The organism is Streptomyces sp. NPDC002889, assembly GCF_042888425.1.
Classification (GTDB): Bacteria; Actinomycetota; Actinomycetes; order Streptomycetales; family Streptomycetaceae; genus Streptomyces.
In genome coordinates, this window is sequence record NZ_JBIAPT010000004.1 from 212,000 (window position 1) to 237,881 (window position 25,882).

The following is a 25,882-nucleotide window of genomic DNA, read 5'->3' on the forward strand; positions in this document are numbered from 1 at the left end:
CGCGGCAGTTGAATGGGGCGGTGGCACGCCGGCTCGGCGGCTGTCGGCCGTCGGGGAGTTGGGGTTCAGGCCCCGCTGGTCACCGTCCGGGGTGGGGGGAGGGCCGGCGTGGGCCGGGGTGCGGGGGCGGCTGCGGGTGATCGGGGCGCGGGGCGGGCTCGGAGGCAGAACCTTTGCCCGAAATGCACCTGAATATCCCGTGTATGGATCAGGTCGTGTACACGGATTCCGGTGAGACCGGAATCCGCGTACAAGAACTCAGGAAGGGGGTCACTATGCCCCTTTTGCCCCACAGGGATTGCCCGGCGACGCCCCACTGGTCCCCACACCCCGGCCCCCACCACCGAAGACTGACCGGCGGTCCTGAACCCCAACCCACAGACCAGCGCCACCCGCTGAGCCGACTCGGGTCACTCCGGTCGTCCCACCGGCATCCGGCCCCGAAGTCGGCACCGGGCCTCCTCCCCCGCTCACGGAGCCCGACCCGCGAGCCGTCGCCGTCCTCGCCTCACTGCGCATCCGCGACCGCCGGCTGATCCTGTCCCGAGGAGAGGTCGCCCGGCTGGCCCCGGCCGTCACCCAGTGGGTCGGGCAGGAGGAGATCACCGAGCTGCTCATTACCGGGCCTCCCGGACCGCCTCCGTGCGCGTCCGGCCCGCATCCTGGCCTTCCGGCTCCGTGACCTGCCCGTCGCCGCGCCCGCCGTACCTCGCGTCCTGCCGTGGCAGAACTGCGAACGCGCCTTCCGCGCCGCCGAGCCCGGCCACTGCCGTGACTGACCGCCCGACGACGTGACATCACCCACGGCGATCGCCTGCGAGCGGCATGCTGAGCCGGGCGTGTGCCGCCGCGATGTACCGGGCCATCGAGAAGGGCGGCCCCGCCGCCTCTGCCGTACGGCATGACCGCCTCGAGCGCACGTTGCCGTGACAGCGGGCTGCCGCGCCGACGGCAAACGGTGCACGATCCCGTCCGTCTCAAGTTCCCGCAGCTGCTGGGTCAGCACCTTCCCGAAGCGGCGCGGGCCGTCGGCGATTGGACCGCCCACGGCCTCGACCGGACCTGGGACCCGCTGTCGACGGACGGCCGGATCAAAACCCGGCCGATATTGACGTGTTCGGCTCGTATGATCTTCACTCGACGCCATCTATTCGCAAAGTCATCGATGAGATGCAGGAAGCAAACGGGGAATCCATTGCCTGCACGTCGAGCCATGACTGCTCTGTCCCTGACCGCCGCCCTCGCCGGGTCAGGGCTGATCACTGCGGGTCCGGCCCAGGCGGCTACGTCGGCGTGCAAGTCGACGTCGTCGACGATTGCGCTGCCCGGCAAGCCGGATGTGAAGGTGACGGCGAAGATCTGCGTGCGGCTGGACCAGGTGACCAGTGGGTACCGGTATTACGAGGCATGGGTGGACAAGGTCTCGTGGGACGGGACCGGCTTCTACACCGGCGGCCAACGGTTCAACTCGATCTACGTTCGCGTCCGTCTCGAGCACTACGGGACCTCGAAGGACCACGCCGACGAATATGTGACCAGCCAGATCAACGACTCTGAAGCCGGCTCGTACGGAGCCTTCTACGACAGCGCCACCGTGCGGACCACCAGCACCAACTGGACCGCGGACGGGACCATTTACGCCGACGTCGCCGACGACGGCAAGGGCCACCTCAAGTATGGCCTGGCGGGCACCGCAACCGTGCGCTGACCTTCAGGCGTACACGCCCCGGGTGCCTGCCGCGCAGAGGCCGGTGCCCGGGACGAGCGGCGCCCCCCGTTCAGTGGGGTCGGTGAGGTGGTCCACGCCCGGGGGATCAGGCTGCGGGCGCCGCCACCGGGCTACGCGTCGAACCAGCGGTCCCGTGCCAGTTCCTCCGTGCGGGAGTCGTCCTCCAGGAGCGCCGCAACCTCGAAGCGGCGCGGCCATTGGCCCGTCGACCAGGCCAGGGCCGCCGCCACGCCCTCCAGCGTGGCGGCGTGGAGGACGCCGTCAGGGGTCCGGCGCCAGTTCAGCTCCACGCCCGCGACGATCAGTTCCTCATGTTCGACGTACGACGAAGGCGTCGTCGGGCCGAGCAGGACGCGGACCGACTCCGGGACCTCGTGCTCCTCGCCGGACGCCGTGACCTCCGCATCGACCGTCTCGCTCAGGCGGCGTACCTGGAGCAGCTCCGCCAGGTCCGCCGCGCGCGTCGGGGCGACCGGCAGGAGGGGGATGCCCTCCGTCAGCGGGAGCAGGTCGGGGGCGTCCGCGACGACCGCGTCGGCGGCGTCCACGATCCGGACCTCGCTGTCGACGACCGCGCGCAGCTCGTCGGGGAGCGTGACCTGTTCCGGGTCGAGGTCCGCCAGCGCGGAGTACAGGGCGTGGAGCTGGGCCGCGCGGACCGGGCGGTCGGGGTCGGCGAGGCGGGACAGCAGCTCGGCGGCGCCGCCCGGCTCGTCCAGGAGCGCGGCGACCGAGGTACGTACTCCGAGCGCGCGCAGCACCTGGGAGTCCTCGAAGCCGGTGGTGTCGACGGACTCGTACAAGCCCTCCAGCAGCGGGTCCGCACCGGCAGCGCGCAGGCCGGCCGGGCGCCGCCCGTCCAGTACGGGATGGTCCCGCAGCCACCACGCCGTGTACGGCCGTACGGTCTCGGTCGTGCCGTCCGGCAGCAGGATCCGTACGGACTGGGTGAGCGCGTCCCGCAGTGGCGGCTGCGCCAGCAGCGTCAGGGCCTGCGGCCAGCAGTCGTCGTCCACCAGGTCGAGGTCACGCACCGCGACGATCTCCGTGGCGACGGGCGGCACGGGCGTTTCCGGCAGCCGGTCGAGCACGTCCTCGCACCACACGTCGACCGCGTCCAGCAGGCCGGCGTCGTCGGGCTCGGCGAAGTCCCCATCCCGAGGCTCCAGTTCATCGGGGTCGAGCACCACATCGGTGGCCCTCACCAGCGCGAAGTTGGCCAGTACGCCGCACGCCGCCAGCGGCTGCTCGCCCCACCGTTCGGCCAGTTCGGCATCACACAGGGCCAGTTCGCCCTCGCGCATCACCGTAGCGAACGGGCTGCCGGGCAGCACCAGTTCACCGGCGGGCGCGAGTTCGCCGTCCTCGTCCGGGAGGGCCAGCGCGCCCAGCCACGGCTCGTCGCCGGGCTCCAGCCCCGCGTCCCGTACGAGCGCCAGCACGGTCTCGGCGAGCTCGTCCGCGTCCAGCATGTCCTCGTCCCAGACCTCGCCGGCATCCAGCGAGCCGGCAACGGCCGCCCGCACCTGTGGAGTCGTCAGCACGGCACGCGGCGTCGCGGGCAGCGCGCCCAGCTTCTCCAGCAGCGGGTGTGCGGCGTCGGGATGCACGACCTTCAGGCCGAGACGGGCCAGATGCTGCGGGGTGTCCGCGAGCGGCAGCAGGGTCTGGCGCGGCCCGATCGTCGTACGCCGGTCGGCGAGGGGCACCGGCAGCCCCGACAGCCGGTCCGGGTCCACCCCGGCCAGGCTGTCGTACAGCCGCCGCCACCAGTCGGGTTCACGCTCGAGCCCCGCCAGCCGGTCGATCGCCTCGGTCAGCGGCACCCGCGCGACACCCAGCGTGCGCAGCTCGACCCGGCGCTCGAGTCCTGCGGGCAGCAGGCTCGGCAGCACCTCGGCCAGTACGGCTACGGTCTCCGCGCCCGCACCCTCGAGAACCTCCGCCTCGATCGGCCGGAGACCCATGGGCAGCTCGCGGCCGGGCAGACCCGAGTCGTCGCCGGAGACCTGACGCGGCGCTGCGGGCTCCAGGAAGGCGGTGCGCGGAAGCCGCTGCAGGATCGCGGCCCGCAGCGCCCCGTCCAGCTCGCCCTTGCCGAGCGGGCCGGGTACCAGGTCGATGGTGCCGACCGTCACCGGTTGCCAGTCGCCGAGGAGCTCGGCGTACGCGTCCGCCGCGCGCTGCACCAGGAAGTCGGTGAGCGGCCCGGGGGCCGGGTGACGGCGCGTGGTGTCCAGCGGCAGCGAGGCGATCAGCAGCGCGGGTACGCCGAGGGGTTCGTCGGTGGGGGTCGGCGCGTGCACGACGGGTGCGGTACGCGGCCGGACCGGCGCGCCTTCGTCGTCGACGGGCACGGCCCAGGTGACGGACCATTGTGGCCGCAGCCGTTCCTCGAGCGGCCGGTCGGCGAGCAGCGCGGGCTCGATGGGGCCGCCGTGGCTGACGACCCGCCAGCTCCGGCTGCCCTGCGCACTGTCGTCGATGCGTACGTACGCGCCGTCGGTGGAGCGTCGCAACTCCCGTACGCCGTCCGGGGTTTCGATCACGATCTCGGAGAGCCCGGTGAGCGCGAGCAGCAGCGCGTCGTCGACCCCGGCGAGCAGCCTCTCCACCAGGTCGACCGCGGCCCCGTCCCGCAGCGGCAGCACGACGACCGTGTCGTATCCGTCGGGGGCAGTGCCCTCGGCGGGCAGCGGCAGCCGTAGCAGCGGCACGTGACCGTCACGGCGGCGCAGCTCGTCACCCAGGCCCGGGCTGCCCTTGGCCGCCTCGCCCGCCAGCTCCCTGGCCTCGGCCAGCGACCAGCGCACGCCACCGTGCCGGCCCACGACCGCGGGCTCGTCACTGACGGCGAGCACCGCGGCGAAGCCGACACCGAATCGGCCGACGGAGGTCTCATGGCCCTCGCGCTTGGCGGAGGCGCGCAGCGTGCTGAGCGACTCGACGCCGGTGGCATCGAGCGGAGCGCCGGTGTTCGCGGCGGCGAGCACCGCCCGGTCGGTGGCGGTGGCCGGCCGCAGCGTCAGCCGGAGCCGGCCCGGCAGCCCGGCGCGCGCGGCGGCGTCAGCGGCGTTCTGGGCGAGCTCGACGACCAGACGGTCCCGGTAGCCGCCGAGGGCGAGGTCCTCCTCGGCATTGGCGTCCTCACGGAAGCGGGCAGGACTCGCGCCCCACGCGTTGAGCACCCCGCGCCGCAGCCGCGCCGTCCCGAACGGATCGGCCCACTCCGTCGTCCTGACGCTCACGCTGCGACTCCGCTCTCTGCAGTACCGATACCGATGCCATGTCCCTGTGGGCGAAGGTACCGCGTACTGCCCGGTCACCACGCCACGGGGAACCGGGGAGCTCCGGGCGCCGGGCTACGAGTGGCCGAGATCCTCCGATGCGGTGTCGGCCTCGGGCGAGACGGATCCGCCGTCGCGGGCCGGCCGCAGCAGGAACTCGTCCGCGGTCATCGAGTCGAGCACCGGCGGCGGCGGGATCGGCGGCTTCGGCATGACGGCGGCCTCGGAGTGCGCGCCGCAGCCGTACGAGAGGGATACGAGCCGTCCGTCCGCGGGCGAGAACTCGTTCGCGCACACACCGAAGGCCTGCCCCAGCGAACCACCGATCGGCACCAGGAAGCCACAGGTCGCACACGATGCCGGGGCGGCCTGTGCCATCGGGGTCTTGGCTCCGAAGGACTCCTCCCAGCGGTCGGCCGCGGTGTGCAGCCCGTAGCGGGACAGCACGCGAGCGCGGCGCATGCCGAGCTCCTCGGCGAGGGAGGCGATCGCCCCGCGGCCGTTGCCGGCGGTGGCCTCGATCGCGGGCCTGCGGTCGGTGAGTTCGGCGTCCTCCGACTCGACACGCTCCACCAGATCGTGCGACGGGGGGTGCTCGGCCAGGATCGAATTCGGCGGGGGTTCGTCCTCGCCGGTGTAGCCGGGCTCGAGGCGCAGGTCCTCGGCCTCGGTGGGCAGCAGGTCGCCGGGTCCCATGTCGCCGGGCCGCAGCCGCTCGCTCCAGGGCACCCACTCGGGGGCGAGCAGGGCGTCCTCGCCGGGCAGCAAAACGGTTTCGTCGAGGGTGACGAGCTTGGCGCGCGAGGCGCGCGTGACGGTCACCGCCCAGCGCCAGCCGCGGTAGCCGGGCTCCTTGGCCTCGAAGAAGTGTGTGACGACCCGGTCACCCTCCGGGACCAGGCCCACATGCTCACCGACCAGGCCCGGCGCGGCGGCCTCTTCGGCCGCCTCCCGGGCAAGGTCTACCGCCTCGGCGCACAGACGGTCGGGGGTACGGCTTCGCGTCGTCGCAGCACTCACAGGTCTCGCTTCTCTCCTACGCCGTCTCACGGGTGCGCCGGCCGATTCCGGAGGTTCGAGCCGCGGGCGGAGCGGACCAGAGGGCCGCATCGACGTCCGCGCCCAGACCGACCTGTCTCGGGCACACCCAACGTCATCCATTCTGCGGGATGCCGAAGAGGCGCGCGGCCGATAACAACCGCCGGTGGCGCGCTACGCACGCTACCTCCTCTGCCGCCCTGCGCCCACATGCCCGCCCCAACATGGGACGAACAGGGCCTGTCACGGTTCGCCTCGACGGGCCTTGGGGCACTATGACGGGGTGACAGCCGCAAGGTCGTCCGAAACATCCGGGCCGATGGCCAGAGCGGGCCGGACGATCGGCCGCGCCCTGCATCTTCCGTTCACGGGCACGGCACGCGGTATCCGAAAAGCGACACATGCGCACGGAGCGGGCGAGTCGGGCCTCGGCAAACTCATCGAGCTGCATGCGGTGAACGGCGCCGGCGACGTCATGATCACCGTGGCGCTGGCGTCCACCGTGTTCTTCTCCGTACCGACGGACGAGGCGCGTGGCCGGGTCGCGCTCTACCTGCTCGTGACGATGGCCCCTTTCGTCCTGCTGGCCCCGGTCATCGGCCCGCTGCTCGACCACATCCCGCACGGCCGGCGGGCGGCGATGTCCGGATCGATGCTGGCCCGCGCGGTGCTGGCGGTGGCGATGTCCACGGCTGTCGTCACGGGCGGCCTGCAGCTGTATCCGGCGGCGCTGGGCGTTCTGGTGTCGTCGAAGGCGTACGGAGTGGTGCGCAGCGCGGTCGTGCCGCGACTCCTGCCGCCCGGATTCTCGCTGGTGAAGGCGAACTCACGGGTCACCCTGGCCGGCCTGCTGGCGACGGGCATCGCGGCGCCGATCGGCGTGGGGCTGCAGCGGATCGGTCCCGAGTGGCCTCTGTACGGAGCGTGCGTCCTGTTCCTGCTCGGTGCGTACTGGGCCTTCACGATGCCGGCCAAGGTCGACTCGGCGAAGGGCGAGCGCAGGGCGCACATCCTCACCCACGGCGAGAAGAAGCCCAGCCTGCGCACGGTCGGCCCGTCCGTGCTGCACGGGCTGCAGGCCAATGCGGCGCACCGGGCGCTGTCCGGGTTCCTGATCTTCTTCCTGGCGTTCCTGCTGCGCGAGCATCCGCTGCCCGGCCAGAGCGCTGCGGTCTCGCTGGCGATGGTGGGCGTCGCGGCGGGGGTGGGCAATGCGCTGGGCACGGCCGTGGGCGCCTGGCTCAAGTCCCGCGGTCCCGAGGTGATCATCGCGACGATGATCACGGTGGTGCTGGCGGCGGCGATCTGCGCGGCGGTCTTCTTCAGCGCGGCCATGGTGGCGGTGCTGGGCGCGACGGCGGGCCTGACCCAGGCCCTGTCGAAGCTGTCCCTGGACGCGCTGATCCAACGCGACGTCCCGGAACAGGTCCGCACCTCGGCGTTCGCCCGCTCCGAGACGCTGCTGCAGATGGCGTGGGTGGTCGGCGGAGCGATCGGCATCGCGCTGCCGCTCAACGGCGTGCTGGGCATGTCGGTTGCCGCAAGCATCGTGGGGGTGGGGGCGCTGGCGGCGATCCGGGGGCTGCTGGACGCCTCACGAAGAAGCCAGCCCCGATCGCGGGTGGCGTAGCCCCGGTGGCGTAACCCCGGGGTGTGGCGGTCGGCGCGCCGCACCCGGGGGTGGCGTGCGCAGGGAGGCCCGATAGCCTTCCGGACATGACCGTTGCGTTCTTCTCCGGCAAGCGCCGCCGGGCCGCCGCCGCCCTCGGTGGCGTGGCCGCCGGGCTCCTCGTCCTTTCCGCCTGTGACAAGCCGACCCCGCTCGCCACCGTGACCGTCGGCACGGACTCGGTGCACACCGAGGCGGCCTGCTACAACGACGGCAAGGCGATCAAGGAGTCCCTGCTGCAGGGCTGCCTGACCAAGAAGCCGGCCAAGACCATCAAGGTCGCCATCGACGACAAGGTCCGCATGGGCGTCGACCCGGAGATCGCCGAGAACGGCTGGACCCTGCTGTTCGGCGGCCAGCCCGTCGAGCCGGAACCGTACAAGAAGACGTACCGGACGATCCCCGGCAGCGCCTTCTTCTCCTCGCAGACCGGTGAGCCCACCAGCAAGACCATGGTCAGCATCATGGAGACCAGCGGCAAGAAGGTCATCGGCATCTGGCACTTCCAGTTCGAGAAGGCCTCCTGACCCTGTGCGCGTACTCGTCGTGACCGCGGTGGCGGCGGAGGCGGACTCCGTCGCCGCAGGCGTCACGGACCGGGTCGCGCTGGCCGGCGGGTACACGCTCATGCGCACCCCGGCGGCCGACGTACTCGCGGGCGGCGTCGGCCCCGCGGCCGCCGCCGCGGCCGCCGCGACCGCGCTCACGACCCACCCGTACGACCTCGTCGTCTGTGCCGGGATCGGCGGCGGCTTCGCGCCGCACGCTCCCATCGGTTCCCTTGTCGTGTCCGACGCGATCGTCGCCGCCGACCTGGGTGCCGAGACCCCCGCCGGTTATCTGCCCGTCGACGAACTGGGCTTCGGACGCACCGTGCACCGGCCGCCCGCCGAGCTCGCCGCGCGGATGGCCGAGGCCCTGGACGCCGCGTACGCGCCCGTCCTCACCGTCTCCACCGTGACCGGCACCGCCGCCCGCGCCGCCGAGCTGACCGCCCGCCACCCGCGTGCCGCCGCCGAGGCGATGGAGGGCTTCGGCGTCGCCGAGGCCGCCGCGGCCCACGGGGTACCCGTCGTCGAGATCCGCGCCGTCTCCAACGCCGTCGGTCCGCGGGACCGTGCCGCCTGGCGCATCGGCGAGGCCCTGGATGCGCTGCGGCACGCCTTCCAGCAGCTCGCCCCCGTCCTCCAGGAGTCGCCGTGACCTTGAAGATCGCGTACTCACCCTGCCCGAACGACACCTTTGTCTTCGACGCCTGGGCGCACGGCCGCATCCCGGGCGCGCCCGCGCTCGACGTGACGTTCGCGGACATCGACATCACCAACCAGATGGCCGAGCGCGGCGAGTCCGACGCGCTGAAGGTGTCGTACGCCGTGCTTCCGTGGGTTCTCGAGGAGTACGCCCTGCTGCCCTGCGGAGGCGCGGTGGGGCGGGGCTGCGGCCCCCTGGTGCTCACACGCGAGCCGGGCATGGACATCAGCGGAAAGACGGTCGCGGTGCCGAGCGAGCGCTCGACCGCGTATCTGCTGTTCCGGCTCTGGGCGGCGGATGTCCTGCCCGGCCACGTCGGCGAGGTCGTCGTGATGCCGTTCCACGAGATCATGCCGGCGGTGCGCGACGGCAAGGTCGACGCCGGTCTCGTGATCCACGAGGCCCGCTTCACCTACCAGAACTACGGGCTGCACTGCCTCGCCGACCTGGGCGAGCACTGGGAGTCGACGACGGCGCTGCCGATCCCCCTCGGCGCGATCATCGCCAAGCGGTCCCTGGGCGCGGACACGCTGCGCCTGCTCGCCGATTCGGCCCGCACCTCGGTGCGGATGGCATGGGACGACCCGGACGCCTCCCGGCCGTACGTCATCGAGCACGCCCAGGAGATGGACCCGGCAGTGGCCGACCAGCACATCGGGCTGTACGTCAACGAGTTCACCCACGACCTCGGCGACGACGGCTACGCGGCGGTGCGCGGCCTTCTGACACGCGCCGCGGCCGAGGGGCTTGTGCCTCCCCTCGGCCGCGATGCGCTCAGCTTCGTCTGACGGTCGGCGGTCATACGTCCAGCTGGTCCGCCACCGCCCGCAGCAGTCCCGCGATCTTCCCCCCGTGCACCTTGTCGGGGTACCGGCCGCGCTCCAGCATCGGGGTGATGTTCTCCAGCAGAGTCGTCAGGTCCTGGACGATGGATGCCAGTTCGTCCGGCTTGCGCCGCTGCGCCGCCGCCACCGACGGTGTCGGGTCGAGAAGCGTCACCGACAGTGCCTGGTCGCCCCGCTGCCCCGCTACGACGCCGAACTCGACACGCTGGCCCGGCTTGAGGGCATCGACTCCTGAAGGGAGCACCGACGAGTGCACGAAGACGTCGCCGCCGTCGTCGCGGGAGAGAAAGCCGAAGCCCTTCTCGCTGTTGAACCACTTGACCTTGCCGGTAGGCACGTCTGTCCTCGTCCTCGTACTCGTCGGGGCGCTGAGGCACCCGGATGTGGGCACCGAAAAACGGCTCTTGATAGCACTACAGCGGGTCGCCTGACCCGCCACCCCCAAGGCTAATGGTCCAGAGGCTGGTGACAAGACGTTGCCGATCGGTTCCTGCGCGCAAGGGAACTACCCTGGCCGAATGACTGCTACTCCTCCCGCCCCGGGTGACGGCCTGGTGCGCGCCGGTGCGATCGTCTTCATCGTCGGCGCCGTGGCCACTCTGGTCACGGTGGCCCCGCTGTTCCTGGGCACCGAACCGTTTCCGCCGGTCGCGTACGCGGTCTGCATGCTGATGGGTGTCGGGTTCCTGATCGCCGCGGCGGGGGTGCTGCGCTCGATCGGTGCACAGCGCCGTCAGGCCAGATCCACGCCGTAGCGCGTCGCCGGGGCGGGTCTGCCGTGTCCCTCGCGGAGCGGGTCCGCGAGGGAGGGCGTCGCGAGGTGAGGTCCGCGCGGTGCCTGCCGTCAGGCGGCTGCCGCGCAGTGGTCGCGCAGCCACGCCGGGAACGCGGTGAGATCGTCCAGGATCACGTCCGCCCCGGCCTCGCGCAGTTCCGCCGCGTCGCACGGCCCGGTCGGTACGGCCACCGACAGCGCCTCGGCGACACGCGCGCCCCGTACGTCTCCGATGTGGTCGCCCACGTACACGCTCGCGCCGTGCTCGCGCAGCGCCTCCGCCTTGGCCTCGGCCCACAGCCACCCGATGACCTCGTCCGGGGCTATGCCCAGATGAGCGAGGTGGAGTTCGGCGTTCGGTTCGTGCTTGGCGGTGACGACGATGGCGCGGCCGCCGAGCTCCTTGACCGCCGCGACGGCCTCGCGGGCGCCGGGCATCGCGGGGGTCGGCTCGATGGCGTACGCGGAGTAGATCTCCCGGTAGCGGTCGCCGACCTCCTGGATCCGCTCGTCGGGGAACCAGTGCGCCAGCTCCTGCTCGAGCGGCGGGCCGAGCCGGGTGACCGCCAGGTCGGCGTCGATCCGGACACCGGTCTCGGCGGAGAGCGCCCGGTAAGCGGCATGGATGCCGGGCCGGGAGTCGATGAGCGTCATGTCGAGGTCGAATCCGACGGTCAGCGTCCGCGGTGCGGGGTGGGAAGCCATGATGGCCATTGTGCCCGTGGGAGCGCTCGGGCCCGGGTGGTGGGAATGCTGCTCCCGCTACCGCTTCCCCGATCCGCCCCTTCCCGGACCGGGGAAGCCCCGGATCCGACGCATGCGACCTTCGTCCGTTTACGCCCTCGATCGCCGGACGGGCTTCACGGCGGCTCCCCACCGCATCCGCGTACCGCACGAGGGGGCACGCAGGAGCGGTGACACGACGACCGTACGGCCGGAAAGTTACTCACTCTCGCGGGCCCGGCGGGGAGTCACCCGCCGTCGTGGGGGATCGCCATGGCGCCCGTGCAGGGGGACGCACCTGCTGCTGCTCGACGAGCCGACGACGTTCTCGGCGTCGCACATCAGGTCGAGGTGCTGGATCTCGTACGCCAGTTGAACCACGACAGCGTCCGCACGACCGTCGCCGAGATCCTCGACGAGCCGCGGACCGGCCGCACGAAACCAGCGGGCCAGCGGCCTGCTAACGCCTCCGTGCCCGCCACCCCAGGTAGAGCGCGGAGGCGACGGCCGCCGACCGCAGCACCCACGGCCAGGTGCCGGAGAGCGCCTCGCGCATCCCGTCGTCGGCGATCGGGTCTCCCCAATGCCCGTTGATACGGCCCCACAGCCACAGGATCCCGGCGGCGGCCACCGTTCCGGGCAGGCCGACGACGACCCATTTCGCCTCGGCGCGCGAGAGTCTGCGTGAGCCGTAGGCAAGGAGCCAGCCGCCTGCGAGCGCGAGCAGAGAACCGATGATCGCGCCCACGACGAGCAGCGCGGCAGCGAGCAGGAGCATCGGGCTGACCGGGCGGGCGGCGGCCGGGGCTTCGGGCACGGCCGGCACCGCGGAGCGTCGGCGCAGCCGGAGCCGCCATCGCCGCGGCGCCCTGTCCTCGTCGGCCTCGGCGCCTTCGTCCGCCGGCTCGTCCTCCACGGCGTCCTTCGACGGCGGGGGCTTCAGTATTTCGGGGATCTCGACACCGCCGACGAACCCGGCGACGCTGTCGCCCGCGCCGATCGGCCCCGGTTCGATCCGCCACCAGTCCGGCTCACTGCCGGAGACGCCGAGTTCGTCCATCCTGGCGAGATGCGGCGGCGATGCGGCGGCGCGGGGCGGGGGGTCGTACACGGGCGTCTCGGCGCTGCGCGGCCGAGGCACACGGCGGCGGCCGCGCTGACGCGGCAGCGCGGACTTCGAGGAGTCGGCGGAATTCGACGAGCCCGGGGAGTTCGAGGAACCCGGGGGCCTGGCCGACCGGGCGGACCCGGAGGGCCGCGCCGGCTCGTCGTACGCGGCCGGGGGCTGCGACACGAAGGGCTGTCCGCCGCCGTCGGGCGATGCCGACGCGACCACCTCGTCCGGCGTACCGAGCCGCCCGAGGAGCCGGCGTACCGCAGCCGGGCTGTCGTCGTCGGCCGTCGCCCGCTGCTTGTCGATCTCGCCGCGCAGCGACGTCACGAGCCGCATCCGGGTGCCGGACGGGAGGTGGGCCTGTTGCGCCAGGTCGCCGACACGGCTCAGATAGTCGTAGACGAGCTGGTCGCTCTCGATCCCCACCGGCGTTCCCCTGACGTTCCCCAGCGCGGAAGCCCCCTCTTGCCGGGGCCGCCCTGCCCCCGACGGTAGCGCTCCAGGGGCTACCGTGGGGCGGATGGGGACCATGCCCGAAGGAAGCGGCGGCAGCGGCGGCAGCCCGCGCACGCTCGCCGAAGCGCTGCGCGGCCGCGACGACGAGAAGCTGGCCGCGCTGCTGCGCGCCCGCCCCGATCTGCTGAATCCGGTGCCGAACGACGTCACCCAGCTCGCCACCAGGGCCGGCACCCGGGCTTCCGTCATACGCGCTCTGGAACGTCTCGACCGGTTCACCCTGCAGACCGCCGAGGCGCTGGCCGTGGCCCCCGACCCCGCCCCCTACGACACGCTGCTCGCGTTGCTGACGGGCGACGAGGGCGATGGGGGCACCTCCCATGCCGGCACGGCGACGGGGGACATCGAGGCGGCCCTGCCCCACGCGCTGGGCGTGCTGCGCGACCAGGCGCTGGTGTGGGGCGGCGACGACCGGCTGCGTCTGGTGCGCACGGCGCGCGAACTGCTCGCCCCGTCGCCGACCCGCCCGTCGCCGACGGGACTCGGCCCGACCGTCGCCGAGGCCACGGCCGGGATGTCACCCGGCCGGCTGCAGGAGATCCTGGCAGCCGCGGGGCTCCCGACCACGCATGACCCGGTGTCCGCCGTGACGGCACTGAGCGCGCTGTTCACGGACCGCACGCGCATGGCAGCGCTGCTGGACACGGCCCCGCCCGAGGCGCTGGCGGTCCTGGACCGGCTGGTGTGGGGGCCGCCGTACGGAGAGGTCACGGCCAGCCCGACGCCGCCGGTGCAGTGGTTGCGGGACCGCGGACTGCTGCTGCCGACAACCCTGCGCACGGTGGTGCTGCCGCGCGAGGCGGCGCTGCATCTGCGCGCGGGACGCGCGCACCGGTCGCCCGAGCCGGCCCCGCCTTCCGTCGGGCCCGGCGCCGAATACCGTCCACAGGTTGTGGACAACGCTGCGGCGGGGCAGGCGTACACGGCGCTGGCGACGATCGAGGACCTGCTGAAGGACTGGCACGAGGGCGGCCCCGCGGTGCTGCGCGCGGGCGGCCTGTCGGTACGTGACCTCAAGCGGACGGCGCAGGCGCTGGACACCACCGAGCAGCTGGCGGCGTTCTGGCTGGAACTGGCTTATGCGGCGGGCCTGCTGGCGTCGGACGGCGAGGCGGACGAGCGGTACGCGCCCACCCCCGCCTACGACGAGTGGCTCACCCGCCCGGCGGCGGAGCGCTGGGCGGACCTGGCGACGGCCTGGCTGACGGCCACCCGCACGCCGGGCCTCGTCGGCACCCAGGACACCAAGGGCCGCACCCTCTCGGTCCTCGGCCCCGAGCTCGACCGTTCGGCCGCCTCCGAGGTCCGCCACCGGGTCCTGCACCTGCTGTCCACACTCCCCGCGGGCACGGCCCCCGACCCGGAGACGCTCCTGGCACGCCTGCGCTGGGAGCGCCCCCTGCGCGGCGACGGCACCACGGACCTGCGCGCGCGCCTGGCGGCATGGACCCTGACGGAATCCGAACTCCTCGGCATGACAGGCCGCGGCGCGCTGTCGAGCCACGCCCGCGCACTGCTGGCCCTGCCGGAGGGGACCGAGACCGCGGGCTCGTCCGGGGACGCGGCCGCATCCGGACCTGTTCCCTTCGTACCCGGCCCGTCCGGCATGCCGCCCCACCCGTCGTCCGGGACCGGAGGCGAATCCGGGACGGTCGTCGCCACCGCCCCGCGGCCCGGCCCCGTCGCCTATCGGGCCGGGGAGACCGCCCCGGACGCCCATGCCGCCCGGCGCGCCCGGGCCGTCGCGCTGCTCGCCGCGCGGTTGCCCGAGCCCCTCGACCACGTCCTTCTGCAGGCCGACCTCACCGCCGTCGCGCCCGGTCCCCTCGAGCGGCCGCTCGCCGAGACCCTCTCCGTGCTCGCCGATGTCGAGTCCAAGGGTGGCGCCACCGTCTACCGTTTCACGCCCGCCTCCGTACGCCGCGCCCTGGACGCCGGGCGGTCCGCATCCGACCTGCACACGTTCCTGTCCACGCACTCGCGCACGCCCGTGCCACAGCCGCTGAGCTACCTCATCGACGACGTGGCCCGCCGGCACGGGCACCTGCGGGTCGGCGCCGCCTCCGCCTACGTACGCTGCGACGACGACGCACTTCTCGACGAGATCATGGCCGACAAACGGTCCCAGGGCCTGCAGCTGCGCCGCCTCGCACCGACCGTCCTGGCCGCCCAGGCCGACCCGGCCGCATTGCTCGACGGGCTGCGCGGCATGGGGTACGCGCCCAGCGCCGAGTCCGCGGAGGGCGATGTGCTGATCACCCGCGCGTTCGCCCGCCGCACCCCGCCACGAACCCCGCCCGCCCCTGTACCGGACGGCCCGCCCGTGCCCGACGCCACCCTCCTCGGCGCGGCCGTGCGGGCGATCCGTGCGGGCGAGGTCGCCGCCACCGTGGTCCGCAAGCCCGTGCCCGAGGGCGCCGCCCCCGTGCGCAGCGGCGAACTCCCGCGCACCACGTCCGCCGAGACCCTCGCCACCGTCCAGGCCGCCGCCCTCACCGGCTCGGCGCTGTGGATCGGCTACGTCAACGCGGACGGCGCGGCCAGCCAGCGGGTCATCGCGCCGGTGCGGGTGGAGGGCGGGTTCGTCACCGCGTACGACCACACGGCCGACGAGGTCAGGACGTATCCCCTGCACCGCATCACCGGAGTCGCCGAACTCGCCGACGACTCGGCGTGATGCCGGCTGCGCCCGCATGTCGCCGGTGAGCGGCCTCACGGTCAGGACGCCGAGCACACGGTCAGGACACCGGGAGAGAAACGCGAGGAGGCACCGCGGACCGGCGACCGGGTGCGCGTCCGGGCCCGTACCCGTGCTCATACGGCACACTGGAGATTTGGCCTTACCGAAAGGGCGCAGGTGTGAACGGTCCACTCATCGTCCAGAGCGACAAAACCCTTCTCCTCGAAGTCGACCACGAGCAGGCGGACGCCTGCCGACGTGCCATCGCGTCCTTCGCGGAGCTGGAGCGTGCCCCCGAGCACATCCACACCTATCGCGTCACCCCCCTCGGGCTGTGGAACGCCCGGGCCGCCGGGCACGACGCCGAGCAGGTCGTCGACGCGCTCGTCGAGTTCTCCCGCTACCCCGTCCCGCACGCCCTCCTCGTCGACGTCGCCGAGACGATGGCCCGCTACGGCCGGCTCACCCTGTCCAAGCACCCCACCCACGGGCTCGTCCTCACCAGCACCGACCGACCGGTGCTCGAGGAGATCCTCCGCTCGAAGAAGATCCAGCCTCTGGTCGGCGCCCGGATCGACCCGGACACGGTCGCCGTGCATCAGTCCGAGCGCGGCCAGATCAAGCAGACGCTGCTGAAGCTGGGCTGGCCGGCCGAGGACCTCGCGGGCTACGTGGACGGCGAGGCGCACCGGATCGATCTGGACGAGTCGGGCTGGGCCCTGCGCCCGTACCAGAGGCAGGCCGTCGAGGGCTTCTGGCACGGCGGCTCGGGTGTCGTGGTCCTGCCCTGCGGAGCGGGCAAGACGCTGGTCGGCGCGGGCGCAATGGCGCAGGCCAAGGCGACGACCCTGATCCTGGTCACCAACACGGTCTCGGCCCGCCAGTGGAAGCACGAGCTGGTGAAGCGGACCAGCCTGACCGAGGAGGAGATCGGCGAGTACAGCGGGGCGCGCAAGGAGATCCGGCCCGTCACCATCGCCACGTACCAGGTGCTGACGACGAAGCGGAAGGGGATCTACCCCCATCTGGAGCTCTTCGACTCCCGTGACTGGGGTCTGATCCTGTACGACGAGGTGCATCTGCTGCCCGCGCCCGTCTTCAAGTTCACGGCGGACCTGCAGGCTCGCCGCCGCCTCGGCCTCACCGCGACGCTCGTACGGGAGGACGGCCGCGAGTCGGACGTCTTTTCGCTCATCGGACCGAAGCGGTTCGACGCGCCCTGGAAGGAGATCGAGGCACAGGGCTACATCGCGCCCGCCGACTGTGTCGAGGTACGGGTCAATCTGACCGACTCCGAGCGGCTGTCGTACGCGACGGCCGAGCAGGAGGAGAAGTACCGCTACTGCGCCACGACGGCGACCAAGCGGCGGGTGACGGAGGCACTGGTCCGTAAGCACGCGGGCCAGCAGATCCTGGTCATCGGCCAGTACATCGACCAGCTCGACGAGCTGGGCGAGCATCTGGACGCCCCGGTGATCAAGGGCGAGACGCCCAATGTGCAGCGCGAGAAGCTCTTCGACGCGTTCCGCAACGGGGAGATCAGCGTCCTGGTCGTCTCCAAGGTCGCCAACTTCTCGATCGACCTGCCGGAGGCGACCATCGCCATCCAGGTGTCGGGCACGTTCGGGTCGCGGCAGGAGGAGGCGCAGCGCCTGGGCCGCGTCCTGCGCCCGAAGGCGGACGGCCACAAGGCGCACTTCTACTCGGTGGTGGCACGCGACACGATCGACCAGGACTTCGCGGCACACCGCCAGCGCTTCCTGGCGGAGCAGGGGTACGCGTACCGGATCATGGACGCGGACGAGTTGCTGGCCGACGAACGTTAGTCCAGCAGCGCGAGGAGCGGGCCGAGGGCCATGAGGGCGTACTGGGCGACCACGGCCTTGGCCCGCACCGAGCACTCCATCCCGGTGCGCGGCACGGCGGCGGCGGTCAGGCCGGCTGCTCCGGACAGGGCCAGGCAGCTCAGGGCCAGGTCGATGAGGGGGCCGGAGACGCCGTCGTGCGGGTCCACCGCGTCGACGAGGGTGATCATCATCGTGGCGACGAAGGCGAGCACAAGCAGTCCGAGGCCGATGAGGGCCTTCACGCGCAGGGCGCGGACGGAGGTCGTGGGGGCTGCGGAGGGGGGCGTGGCCCCGGTGGGGTCGACAGTCGCGGGGTTCGTCGTCGTCATGCCGCTATTGCATCAACGCGGCAGGCGAGAGGCGTCGGCTCGGATACTCAGCCGCCGACGTGCCCGTACTCACGTGGTCTCAACGGCGGCGGACGCCCGCCTCCTCGCCGTACTCACCGAGGACGGCGACGCTGAACACGGCCTCGACATAGATCTTGACCGCGCGCAGCGCGTTGCCGACACGGTGCGGCGAGTGCGGCGCGGCGCCGGTGGCGGTCGCGCCGTGGGCCGGGTGCGGGACTCCGCCCGTGGGATGGAAGGTCGCTGTGCTCATAGCTCCATGATGGTTTTCCGCCGCTCCCCGGACATCGGGCTACGGGCTGAACCACCAGAGCGTGCACGTACGACTTCAGACAGAGGCCGTCCCCTACGGGGTGGCCCTTGAGAGGGACGCCCGCGGATGAGGCGGATGAGCGGGACGCCCGCGGAAAATCGTTCGCCCGCCATCCCGCCCCTGACTACAATCGCGGGCTTCCCCGCCTCCTTCGACGGTCTTCGAGGAGCGCCGCCTCCCGGACGGAAACCGGGCGGTCCGCCATGTCGTGTTCCCTGCAGCACCACCCGGAGGCAAACCCGTGCCCGCGCACGCCCCAGTACCGGACGTATCCGACTCCTCCCCTCTGTGCTCCGAGCCCCCGGAGCCCCCCGATCCGGCCGACCCTGTCGGCATCGCGGGCCCCGGTGATTCCGCCGGACCCGGCGACTTCGGTGATCCGCTCGGCCGTGAGCGTGCCCATCTCGCCGCATCGCGGACCGCGCTGCGCACGATGCGCGAGGACGTCCAGTCCCTCGACATCACCGACGTCACCGCGAACTGGGTCAACGCCCGCGTGCTCGAGGCCCAGATCGAGGAGCGCATCAAAGCGCTCGCGGACCTGTCCCACACGCCGCTGTTCTTCGGCCGCCTCGACTATCTGCCCACCACACAGGAAGGCCGGCGCTTCTACATCGGCCGCCGGCACGTCCATGACGCGGACGGCGACCCGATGGTCATCGACTGGCGTGCCCCGGTCTCGCAGCCCTTCTACCGGGCCTCGCGCAAGGACCCGATGGACGTCGGTCTGCGGCGCCGCTTCGGTTACACGGGCGGTGAGCTCACCGCGTACGAGGACGAGCATCTGACCGACCCCGGCGAGAGGGAACGGACCAGCAAACTGCTCCAGGCGGAGATCGAGCGGCCGCGTGTGGGCCCGATGCGGGACATCGTCGCGACGATCCAGCCGGAGCAGGACGAGATCGTACGCAGCGGCCTGTCCGGCACGGTGTGCGTGCAGGGCGGGCCGGGCACCGGTAAGACGGCCGTGGGCCTGCACCGTGTCGCCTATCTCCTGTACGCGCACCGGGAGCGGCTCGCCCGCACGGGCACGCTCGTCATCGGCCCGAACCGTTCCTTCCTCCACTACATCGAGCAGGTCCTGCCCGCGCTCGGCGAGCTGGAGGTCAAGCAGGCGACGGTCGACGACCTGGTGGCGCATGTGGACGTGCGTGGCGTGGACGCCGCGGCGGCGGCCGTGGTGAAGGGCGACGCGCGGATGGCCCAGGTGCTGCGGCGGGCGGTCCGGTCGCACGTCACGATGCCGACCGAGCCCGTGGTGGTCGTACGGGGCTCGCGGCGCTGGCGGGTACCGGTCTACGAACTCGAGGAGATCGTCCAGGAATTGCTGGACCGCGACATCCGCTACGGCGCGGCGCGCGAGGCCCTGCCGCAGCGGATCGCGCACGCGGTGCTCGTACGCATGGAGCAGTCCGGCGAGGCGCCGGACGACCGGGTGCAGGACTCGGTGGCGCGCAACGCGGCGGTGAAGGCCGCGGTCAAGACGATGTGGCCGCCGGTGGACCCGTCGAAGCTGGTGCTGCGGCTGCTGTCCGACGCCGCGTTCCTGGCGGTGCACGCGGAGGGCGTGCTGACCCCGGACGAGCAGCGGACGATCCTGTGGGAGAAGCCGCCGCGAAGCATCCGGTCGGCCAAGTGGTCGGCGGCGGACGCGGTGTTGATCGACGAGGCGACCGACCTCGTGCGGCGGACGCAGTCGCTGGGCCATGTGGTGCTCGACGAGGCGCAGGACCTGTCGCCGATGCAGTACCGCGCGGTGGGACGGCGCTGTACGACGGGCTCGGCGACGGTGCTCGGGGACCTGGCGCAGGGTACGACTCCGTGGGCGACGGGCAGTTGGGAGGAGGCCCTGTCCCACCTGGGCAAGCCGGACGCGGCGGTGGAGGAACTGACGGCAGGCTTCCGCGTCCCGCGCGAGGTGATCGCGTATGCGTCCCGCCTGCTCCCGCACATGTCCCCGGGCCTGGCGGAGGTGCACTCGGTCCGGGAGTCCCCCGGATCGTTGTCGGTACGGGAGACGACGGACCTGGACGCGGACGTGGTGGCGGCGTGCGTGGAGTCGCTGGGTCACGAGGGCTCGATCGGCCTGATCGCCTCGGACGCGCGCATCCCGGCGCTGGCCCGGGCGCTGACGTCGGCGGGCCTCGCGTACCTCTCCCCCGGCACCGAAACGACCCCCGACACCCGCCTGACCCTGGTCCCCGCGTCCCTGGCGAAGGGCCTGGAGTACGACTACGTGGTCCTGGACGACCCGGCCTCGGTCGTGGCGGCAGAACCGGACGAACGCACGGGCCTGCGCCGCCTGTACGTGTCCCTGACCCGCGCGGTCTCGGGCCTGACGATCCTCCACGAATCCCCCCTGCCGCCCCAGCTGGCGCGGTAGCCGGGGGCGCCACCCCTCGGGCGTGAAGCCGGCGCGGGTCGCGTCCCCGGGGCCGCAACCTGCGCCGCGAAGCCGGCGCCGCGGAGGTACGGGGGCGCAGCCCCGCTCCGGTACCGGCCGGGGGTCCGGGGGCTTGCCCCCGGTTTCGGGAAGTGGGCTCCCCCCACGCCGCCAGGCGTAGGGGGAGGGGCGGGGGAAAGAACCCCGCCCCGACCGCTATGCGTCAAGCACCGCCCGCCACTCCCCCACCGCCCCCGCCGAGACCGGCTCCCCCCAGCCACCCGGCCGCGCCGCACCCCCGATGTGGAAGCCGTCCACGCCCGCCGCGCGCAGGGCGGGGACGTGGGAGAGGCGCAGGCCGCCGCCGACCAGGAGGCGGGGTTCGTAGCCCGGTTCGCCGCGGCGCGCCGCCTCCCTCAGCAGCGTCGGCAGGCCGTCCTCGACGCCCGCCGCCGAGCCTGCCGTCAGGTACGTGTCCAGGCCCGGCAGGTCCGCGAGCTGCTTGCGCAGGGCATCGCGGTCCGCCGCGCGGTCGATCGCCCGGTGGAACGTCCATCGGCATCCGTCCAGCACCGCCAGCAGGCGCTCCACCGTCACCAGGTCCGGGTCACCCGCCTCGTCGAGGAATCCGAGGACGAACTCGTCCGCGCCCTCTGCACGTAGCCCCTCCGCCCCCGCCACCAGCGCGTCCATGTCCGCCGGACTGCCGGCCGAGAAGCCGTCGGTCAGGCGCAGCATCACCCGCAGCGGGAGGTCGACGGCCGCGCGGATGGCGGCGAACGTCTCCCGGGGCGGGGTCAGCCCGTCGGCCGCCATGTCGGTGACCAGCTCCAGCCGGTCGGCCCCTCCGGTCCGGGCCGCGATCGCGTCCTCCGCGTCGAGGGCGATCACCTCCAGCAGTGCGCGGTTGCTCATGGGGCCTGTTCCTCCAGGTAGCCGGCTACAGCGGACAGGTCTAGTCCAATATCCCAGCCTAATGCCCACCCCACGCAATGACAGCCGCACAAACCGGCCTCGACCCCTCCCGCCCTTGCGATTCATACGGGCGGGGGGTATACATGAAGGGATAGCAAATACCCCCTGGGGGTACCACGAATGCTCGATCGAAGCGCTACCGGCACCCGAAGAGAGCACAGGAGGAGCCATGCCCCACCCGGCCGTCGCCACCCCCCGCGAGGTCGAACTCGCCATCGGCGGCATGACCTGTGCCTCCTGCGCCGCCCGCATCGAGAAGAAGCTCAACCGCATGGACGGCGTCGAGGCCATGGTGAACTACGCCACCGAGAAGGCCAAGGTCACCTTCACCGAGGACGTCGAGGTGGCCGATCTCATCAGCACCGTCGAGGCGACCGGCTACACGGCCGCCGAGCCCGCGCCCCCGCACCCGGCCGGCGAGCCCGCTGCACCCGACGCTCCCCACCCGCACCACGCCCCCGAAGACGACCTCCGCCGTCTCCGCCAACGCCTCGTCACGGCCACGGCCCTCGCCGTCCCCGTCATAGCGATGGCCATGATTCCCGCGCTCCAGATCGAGTACTGGCAGTGGCTGAGCCTCACCCTGGCCGCGCCGGTCGTCACCTACGCCGCCTGGCCCTTCCACCGCGCCGCGTTCACCAACGCCCGCCACGGCGCGGCCACCATGGACACCCTGATCTCCCTCGGCACCTCGGCCGCGTTCCTCTGGTCGGTGTGGGCGCTCTTCTTCGGCACCGCCGGCATGCCCGGCATGGTCCACCCCTTCCGGTTCACGATCGGCCGCACGGACGGCGCGGGCACCATCTACCTGGAAGTCGCCGCCGGCGTCACGGCGTTCATCCTCGCCGGGCGGTACTTCGAGGCCCGCTCCAAGCGCAAGGCCGGCGCGGCCCTCAAGGCGCTCCTCGAACTCGGCGCGAAAGAGGTCACTGTCCTCGCCTCCGACGGCCGCGAAGTCACCGTACCCACCGCCGAACTCGCCGTCGCCGACCGCTTCCTGGTCCGCCCCGGCGAGAAGATCGCCACCGACGGCACCGTCGTCGAGGGCGCGTCCGCCGTCGACGTCTCGATGCTCACCGGCGAGTCCGTCCCTGTCGAGGTGACCGTCGGCGACGCCGTCACCGGTGGCACCCTGAACGCCGGCGGCCGTCTGGTCGTCGAGGCCACCCGCGTCGGCGCCGACACACAGCTCGCCCGGATGGCCAGGCTGGTCGAGGACGCCCAGAACGGCAAGGCCGCCGCCCAGCGCCTCGCGGACCGGATCTCCGCCGTCTTCGTACCCGTTGTGATCGTCCTCGCGCTCGGCACCCTCGGCGTGTGGTGGGCGCTCGGCGAGGGCTGGACGGCCGCGTTCACCGCCGCCGTCGCCGTACTGATCATCGCCTGCCCGTGCGCCCTGGGCCTGGCCACCCCGACCGCCCTCATGGTCGGCACCGGCCGCGGCGCGCAACTCGGCATCCTGATCAAGGGCCCTGAGGTCCTGGAGACGACCCGGAAGGCCGACACGATCGTGCTGGACAAGACCGGCACCGTCACCACCGGCCGGATGGCCCTGCTCGCCGTGCACACACAGGAGAACGAGGCCGAAGTCCTGCGGCTGGCAGGCGCGTTGGAGCACGCGTCCGAACACCCCGTCGCCCGGGCCGTGGCCACCGACGCGGTGGAGAAGGCCGGCCCGCTGCCCGTACCCGAGGACTTCGCGAATGTGCCCGGACTCGGCGTCCAAGGCGTCGTCGAGGGCCACGACGTCCTCGTCGGCCGCGAACAGCTCCTCACGGAAAGGGCGTTGGGCCTGCCGGCGGACCTGGCCCGTGCCAAGGCCCAGGCCGAGGCCGCGGGCCGCACGGCCGTGGTCGTCGCCTGGGACGGCACGGCGCGGGCGGTCCTCGAGATCGCCGACGCGGTCAAGGAGACCAGCCCCGAGGCGATCCGGCGGCTGCGGGCCCTCGGGCTCACCCCGATCCTGCTGACCGGCGACAACAGGGCGGTCGCCGAGAGCGTCGCGGCAGAGGTCGGCATCGCTCCCGGGGATGTGATCGCCGAGGTCCTCCCGCAGGACAAGGTGGATGTGATCAAGAAGCTCCAGGCCGAGGGCCGCACCGTCGCCATGGTGGGCGACGGCGTCAACGACGCTGCCGCGCTCGCCCAGGCCGATCTGGGCCTGGCGATGGGTACAGGTACGGATGCCGCGATCGAGGCCGCGGACCTCACACTCGTACGAGGCGACCTGCGGGCCGCCGCGGACGCGATCCGGTTGGCACGCCGCACGCTCGGCACGATCCGCTCGAACCTCTTCTGGGCCTTCGCCTACAACGTGGCGGCACTCCCGCTCGCCGCGGCGGGTCTGCTCAACCCGATGATCGCCGGAGCGGCCATGGCCCTCTCCTCGGTCTTCGTCGTAGGCAACTCGCTGCGCCTGCGCGGTTTCCGCGCCGCGTGACCCACAGACAGCGGGACGCGTGACACGGGCCCGGGAGCAGCAGCACCGCCCCGGGGCCCGTGTCACGCGGCCAACCACGAGTCGCCCCTCGGAGACGGCGTGTGGCGGTCCTCCTGGGCGACGTACCGCCGTACGCGGCGCGGCTTTGCGAGGAGGTTGTCCGTCCACTGCGGACGCCGATACCGCCTCCCCCATGCTCCGCGGACACTTCCCTTCGGAGCCGTTACGCCAGGCCGCCTTCCGTCTACAACGCTTCATGGCGTCGGGATGCCGCCGGGGCGGGTGGGCCCTCCGAAGCGGACGGGGACGCCGGGGGAGTACAGGACGCTGACCGGGTCTCCGGTCGGCGCCGGGAGTCCTGCCGCCGCGATCAGGTTCTCGTCGCACTCGACCAGCTTGGCCCGGTGCAGCGGCCAGCGCGGATGGGTGTTCGGGAGGTACAGCTGCCGCTCGAAGAAGGTGTTGTGCAGGCCCCAACGCGCGGTCAGGAAGTGCTCGAGTTCCGTGGGATCCGCGACGCTTTCACCAACCCTTACGGTGATCCGGCAGTGCGCCCCACGCGGCCCTGGCCACCGTCGCGTACTGGTGTACGTGATCGTGTCGTCGTGGCGCGCAATGGCCATCCGAGACCACAGATACGGCAGTTGGAAGGCGGTTCGCGCGATGGCCACGGGTATGAGGCGGGAGGCGTCGAGCGAGCGGAAGACCACGCCGCGCCGTCCATGGGTGTCCACCGAGTAGAGGCGGACATTGGTTTCGGGAAAGGTGCCGAGGTAGGGGATGCCGGGGAGGCGGAACCAGCCCACCCGGTGCATGCGGAAGGCGACGAGGCCGACGTATGTGACCCCGTCGAGGGTGTCGGGCACGGTGCCGGCCGGCAGGAGCGGCGCCACGTCCGCGGGGTCGACGGCCCAGTGCAGAAAGGCCAGGTCGAGCCATGACTGCGTGAGCAGCGGACTCTCTGTGGAGCCGGGCGGGTCGGCGGATATGGGTTCCGGGGCAAGTCTCCTGAACGACATCGCGCCAGCATCGCAGACCGCGAAACCTGCCCAACTCGGTACGCAAGGCGCGGAACTTCACCCGCAACGGTAGCCCTCGTCCGTGCCCGGTGTGCCACGACGGCGCTCCCGCGAGCCTGGCCTTTCTCGGGCCGGCAGCCGCCATCTGCTGCTACAAACGCTTCCGCAACCTCACCACGTAGGACACGGTCCAAGCACCTAGAGTCGCTCTCATGACGGACCACTCCGCGAACCTCCGCGCCCGTTGGGCCCAGTCCCTGACCGCAGCCCGTGCGGGAGCGAGCGCCCCGGACCCTCTGCCGTACGCCGACAATCTGCTGGCCCGCTGGGCCGAACCGCAGCGGCGCTACCACACCACGGCCCATCTGATCGCGGTCCTCGACCACATCGACACCCTCGCCGACCGGGCTGCCGACCCCGATCTGGTCCGCCTCGCGGCCTGGTTCCACGACGCGGTCTATCTCCCCGACCGTTCGGAGAACGAGGAACGCTCCGCCCGCCTCGCCGAACGCGCACTCCCGGAGGCGGGCCTCGATGAGGCCGCGACCGCCGAGGTCGCGCGACTGGTCCGCCTCACGATCGGCCACGACCCCGCCGCCGACGACAGGAACGGCCAGGTCCTGTGCGACGCGGACCTGGCGATCCTGGCGGCGGACCCGGAGCCGTACGCCGCCTATGTCGCAGCGGTGCGCGCGGAGTACGGCTTCGTCCCCGACGACGCGTTCCGCGTCGGCCGCGCCGCGGTGCTGCGGCAACTGCTGGACCTGCCCCAGCTGTTCCACACGCCCCACGGGCAGCGGGAATGGGAAGGGCATGCCTGCCGGAACCTCGAGGCGGAGCTGTCGCTGCTGAGCGACTGACCGGACCGGAGGTACGGTGGCACGGCGCTGGACGCGGGCTTCGGCCACGCATCGGCGCGAGGGCGCCG

General features: G+C 72.4%; 20 protein-coding genes. 11 read left to right on the top strand and 9 right to left on the bottom strand.

Annotation, left to right across the window (positions count from 1 at the left end):
- The first annotated feature begins 1,213 nt into the window (after positions 1-1,213).
- Complete coding sequence (locus tag ACFYWI_RS07845; RefSeq protein WP_389226852.1) at positions 1,214-1,708, top strand: hypothetical protein; 495 nt, start codon at positions 1,214-1,216, stop codon at positions 1,706-1,708.
- Between the two features lie 131 nt (positions 1,709-1,839).
- On the opposite strand, the gene ACFYWI_RS07850 is transcribed toward ACFYWI_RS07845, so the two are convergent.
- The gene (locus ACFYWI_RS07850; RefSeq protein WP_389226855.1) at positions 1,840-4,977 is read right to left on the bottom strand and encodes a sacsin N-terminal ATP-binding-like domain-containing protein; all 3,138 of its coding nucleotides are present in this window, start codon (positions 4,975-4,977) and stop codon (positions 1,840-1,842) included.
- A gap of 114 nt (positions 4,978-5,091) precedes the next feature.
- Positions 5,092-6,036, bottom strand: coding sequence for a DUF3027 domain-containing protein (locus tag ACFYWI_RS07855; RefSeq protein WP_389226858.1), 945 nt, complete (start codon positions 6,034-6,036; stop codon positions 5,092-5,094).
- A gap of 301 nt (positions 6,037-6,337) precedes the next feature.
- Between ACFYWI_RS07855 and ACFYWI_RS07860 the strand changes: the two genes are divergently transcribed.
- From ACFYWI_RS07860 to ACFYWI_RS07875, 4 genes are all read left to right on the top strand, one after another.
- On the top strand, positions 6,338-7,684 hold the full coding sequence (locus tag ACFYWI_RS07860) for an MFS transporter (protein ID WP_389226861.1): 1,347 nt from the start codon (positions 6,338-6,340) through the stop codon (positions 7,682-7,684).
- A gap of 86 nt (positions 7,685-7,770) precedes the next feature.
- The gene (locus ACFYWI_RS07865; RefSeq protein ID WP_389226864.1) at positions 7,771-8,250 is read left to right on the top strand and encodes a DUF2771 domain-containing protein; all 480 of its coding nucleotides are present in this window, start codon (positions 7,771-7,773) and stop codon (positions 8,248-8,250) included.
- A 4-nt stretch (positions 8,251-8,254) separates the two neighbouring features.
- The gene (locus ACFYWI_RS07870; RefSeq protein ID WP_389226867.1) at positions 8,255-8,926 is read left to right on the top strand and encodes a futalosine hydrolase; all 672 of its coding nucleotides are present in this window, start codon (positions 8,255-8,257) and stop codon (positions 8,924-8,926) included.
- Entirely contained in the window at positions 8,923-9,762 is an 840-nt protein-coding gene (locus ACFYWI_RS07875; protein WP_389226870.1) for a 1,4-dihydroxy-6-naphthoate synthase, read from the top strand. Before ACFYWI_RS07870 ends, ACFYWI_RS07875 begins: the two co-directional genes overlap by 4 nt.
- A gap of 10 nt (positions 9,763-9,772) precedes the next feature.
- On the opposite strand, the gene ACFYWI_RS07880 is transcribed toward ACFYWI_RS07875, so the two are convergent.
- Positions 9,773-10,156 carry a cold-shock protein gene (locus ACFYWI_RS07880; RefSeq protein ID WP_389226873.1) on the bottom strand — a complete coding sequence of 128 codons (384 nt, stop codon included), beginning with the start codon at positions 10,154-10,156 and terminating at the stop codon, positions 9,773-9,775.
- A 181-nt stretch (positions 10,157-10,337) separates the two neighbouring features.
- Here ACFYWI_RS07880 and ACFYWI_RS07885 point away from each other — a divergent pair, with 181 nt between their 5' ends.
- Positions 10,338-10,574 carry a hypothetical protein gene (locus ACFYWI_RS07885; protein WP_389226875.1) on the top strand — a complete coding sequence of 79 codons (237 nt, stop codon included), beginning with the start codon at positions 10,338-10,340 and terminating at the stop codon, positions 10,572-10,574.
- A gap of 89 nt (positions 10,575-10,663) precedes the next feature.
- Here the strand turns inward: ACFYWI_RS07885 and ACFYWI_RS07890 are convergent, their stop codons facing one another.
- Both ACFYWI_RS07890 and ACFYWI_RS07895 read right to left on the bottom strand, forming a co-directional pair.
- A complete protein-coding gene (locus ACFYWI_RS07890; RefSeq protein WP_389226878.1) occupies positions 10,664-11,299 on the bottom strand; it encodes an HAD family hydrolase in 636 nt (211 codons plus the stop codon).
- A 478-nt stretch (positions 11,300-11,777) separates the two neighbouring features.
- On the bottom strand, positions 11,778-12,857 hold the full coding sequence (locus ACFYWI_RS07895) for a hypothetical protein (protein WP_389226881.1): 1,080 nt from the start codon (positions 12,855-12,857) through the stop codon (positions 11,778-11,780).
- Positions 12,858-12,951: 94 nt separating this feature from the next.
- Here ACFYWI_RS07895 and ACFYWI_RS07900 point away from each other — a divergent pair, with 94 nt between their 5' ends.
- Positions 12,952-15,624: a helicase-associated domain-containing protein gene (locus tag ACFYWI_RS07900; RefSeq protein ID WP_389226884.1), complete on the top strand. Its 2,673-nt coding sequence runs from the start codon at positions 12,952-12,954 to the stop codon at positions 15,622-15,624.
- Between the two features lie 182 nt (positions 15,625-15,806).
- A complete protein-coding gene (locus ACFYWI_RS07905) occupies positions 15,807-17,453 on the top strand; it encodes a DNA repair helicase XPB (RefSeq protein WP_389226887.1) in 1,647 nt (548 codons plus the stop codon).
- On the opposite strand, the gene ACFYWI_RS07910 is transcribed toward ACFYWI_RS07905, so the two are convergent.
- Together ACFYWI_RS07910 and ACFYWI_RS07915 are read right to left on the bottom strand one after the other, a co-directional pair.
- A complete protein-coding gene (locus ACFYWI_RS07910) occupies positions 17,450-17,803 on the bottom strand; it encodes a hypothetical protein (protein ID WP_389226890.1) in 354 nt (117 codons plus the stop codon). The two genes, ACFYWI_RS07905 and ACFYWI_RS07910, sit on opposite strands and share 4 nt — an antisense overlap.
- A 79-nt stretch (positions 17,804-17,882) precedes the next feature.
- A complete protein-coding gene (locus ACFYWI_RS07915; protein ID WP_389226893.1) occupies positions 17,883-18,077 on the bottom strand; it encodes a hypothetical protein in 195 nt (64 codons plus the stop codon).
- Positions 18,078-18,378: 301 nt separating this feature from the next.
- Between ACFYWI_RS07915 and ACFYWI_RS07920 the strand changes: the two genes are divergently transcribed.
- Positions 18,379-20,520 (top strand): HelD family protein, encoded by a 2,142-nt coding sequence (locus ACFYWI_RS07920; RefSeq protein ID WP_389226896.1) that lies wholly within the window; start codon positions 18,379-18,381, stop codon positions 20,518-20,520.
- 216 nt (positions 20,521-20,736) lie between these two features.
- Here ACFYWI_RS07920 and ACFYWI_RS07925 read toward each other — a convergent pair whose 3' ends face one another.
- Positions 20,737-21,435, bottom strand: a complete 699-nt coding sequence (locus tag ACFYWI_RS07925; protein ID WP_389226899.1) for a copper homeostasis protein CutC — start codon at positions 21,433-21,435, stop codon at positions 20,737-20,739.
- A gap of 229 nt (positions 21,436-21,664) precedes the next feature.
- On the opposite strand from ACFYWI_RS07925, the gene ACFYWI_RS07930 reads away from it, so the two are divergent.
- The gene (locus ACFYWI_RS07930) at positions 21,665-23,935 is read left to right on the top strand and encodes a heavy metal translocating P-type ATPase (RefSeq protein ID WP_389226901.1); all 2,271 of its coding nucleotides are present in this window, start codon (positions 21,665-21,667) and stop codon (positions 23,933-23,935) included.
- A 254-nt stretch (positions 23,936-24,189) separates the two neighbouring features.
- Here ACFYWI_RS07930 and ACFYWI_RS07935 read toward each other — a convergent pair whose 3' ends face one another.
- Positions 24,190-24,954, bottom strand: coding sequence for a YqjF family protein (locus tag ACFYWI_RS07935; RefSeq protein ID WP_389226904.1), 765 nt, complete (start codon positions 24,952-24,954; stop codon positions 24,190-24,192).
- Positions 24,955-25,166: 212 nt separating this feature from the next.
- Here ACFYWI_RS07935 and ACFYWI_RS07940 point away from each other — a divergent pair, with 212 nt between their 5' ends.
- Positions 25,167-25,814, top strand: a complete 648-nt coding sequence (locus ACFYWI_RS07940; RefSeq protein WP_389226907.1) for an HD domain-containing protein — start codon at positions 25,167-25,169, stop codon at positions 25,812-25,814.
- Positions 25,815-25,882: the final 68 nt, after the last annotated feature.

Bases quoted from the DNA above. Each gene is read 5' to 3' on its own strand.
- ACFYWI_RS07915 (WP_389226893.1), bottom strand. From the start codon at position 18,077: ATGAGCACAGCGACCTTCCATCCCACGGGCGGAGTCCCGCACCCGGCC.
- ACFYWI_RS07845 (WP_389226852.1), top strand. From the start codon at position 1,214: ATGACTGCTCTGTCCCTGACCGCCGCCCTCGCCGGGTCAGGGCTGATC.
- ACFYWI_RS07930 (WP_389226901.1), top strand. From the start codon at position 21,665: ATGCCCCACCCGGCCGTCGCCACCCCCCGCGAGGTCGAACTCGCCATC.
- ACFYWI_RS07865 (WP_389226864.1), top strand. From the start codon at position 7,771: ATGACCGTTGCGTTCTTCTCCGGCAAGCGCCGCCGGGCCGCCGCCGCC.
- ACFYWI_RS07925 (WP_389226899.1), bottom strand. From the start codon at position 21,435: ATGAGCAACCGCGCACTGCTGGAGGTGATCGCCCTCGACGCGGAGGAC.
- ACFYWI_RS07890 (WP_389226878.1), bottom strand. From the start codon at position 11,299: ATGGCTTCCCACCCCGCACCGCGGACGCTGACCGTCGGATTCGACCTC.
- ACFYWI_RS07910 (WP_389226890.1), bottom strand. From the start codon at position 17,803: ATGACGACGACGAACCCCGCGACTGTCGACCCCACCGGGGCCACGCCC.
- ACFYWI_RS07900 (WP_389226884.1), top strand. From the start codon at position 12,952: ATGGGGACCATGCCCGAAGGAAGCGGCGGCAGCGGCGGCAGCCCGCGC.
- ACFYWI_RS07940 (WP_389226907.1), top strand. From the start codon at position 25,167: ATGACGGACCACTCCGCGAACCTCCGCGCCCGTTGGGCCCAGTCCCTG.
- ACFYWI_RS07885 (WP_389226875.1), top strand. From the start codon at position 10,338: ATGACTGCTACTCCTCCCGCCCCGGGTGACGGCCTGGTGCGCGCCGGT.
- ACFYWI_RS07935 (WP_389226904.1), bottom strand. From the start codon at position 24,954: ATGTCGTTCAGGAGACTTGCCCCGGAACCCATATCCGCCGACCCGCCC.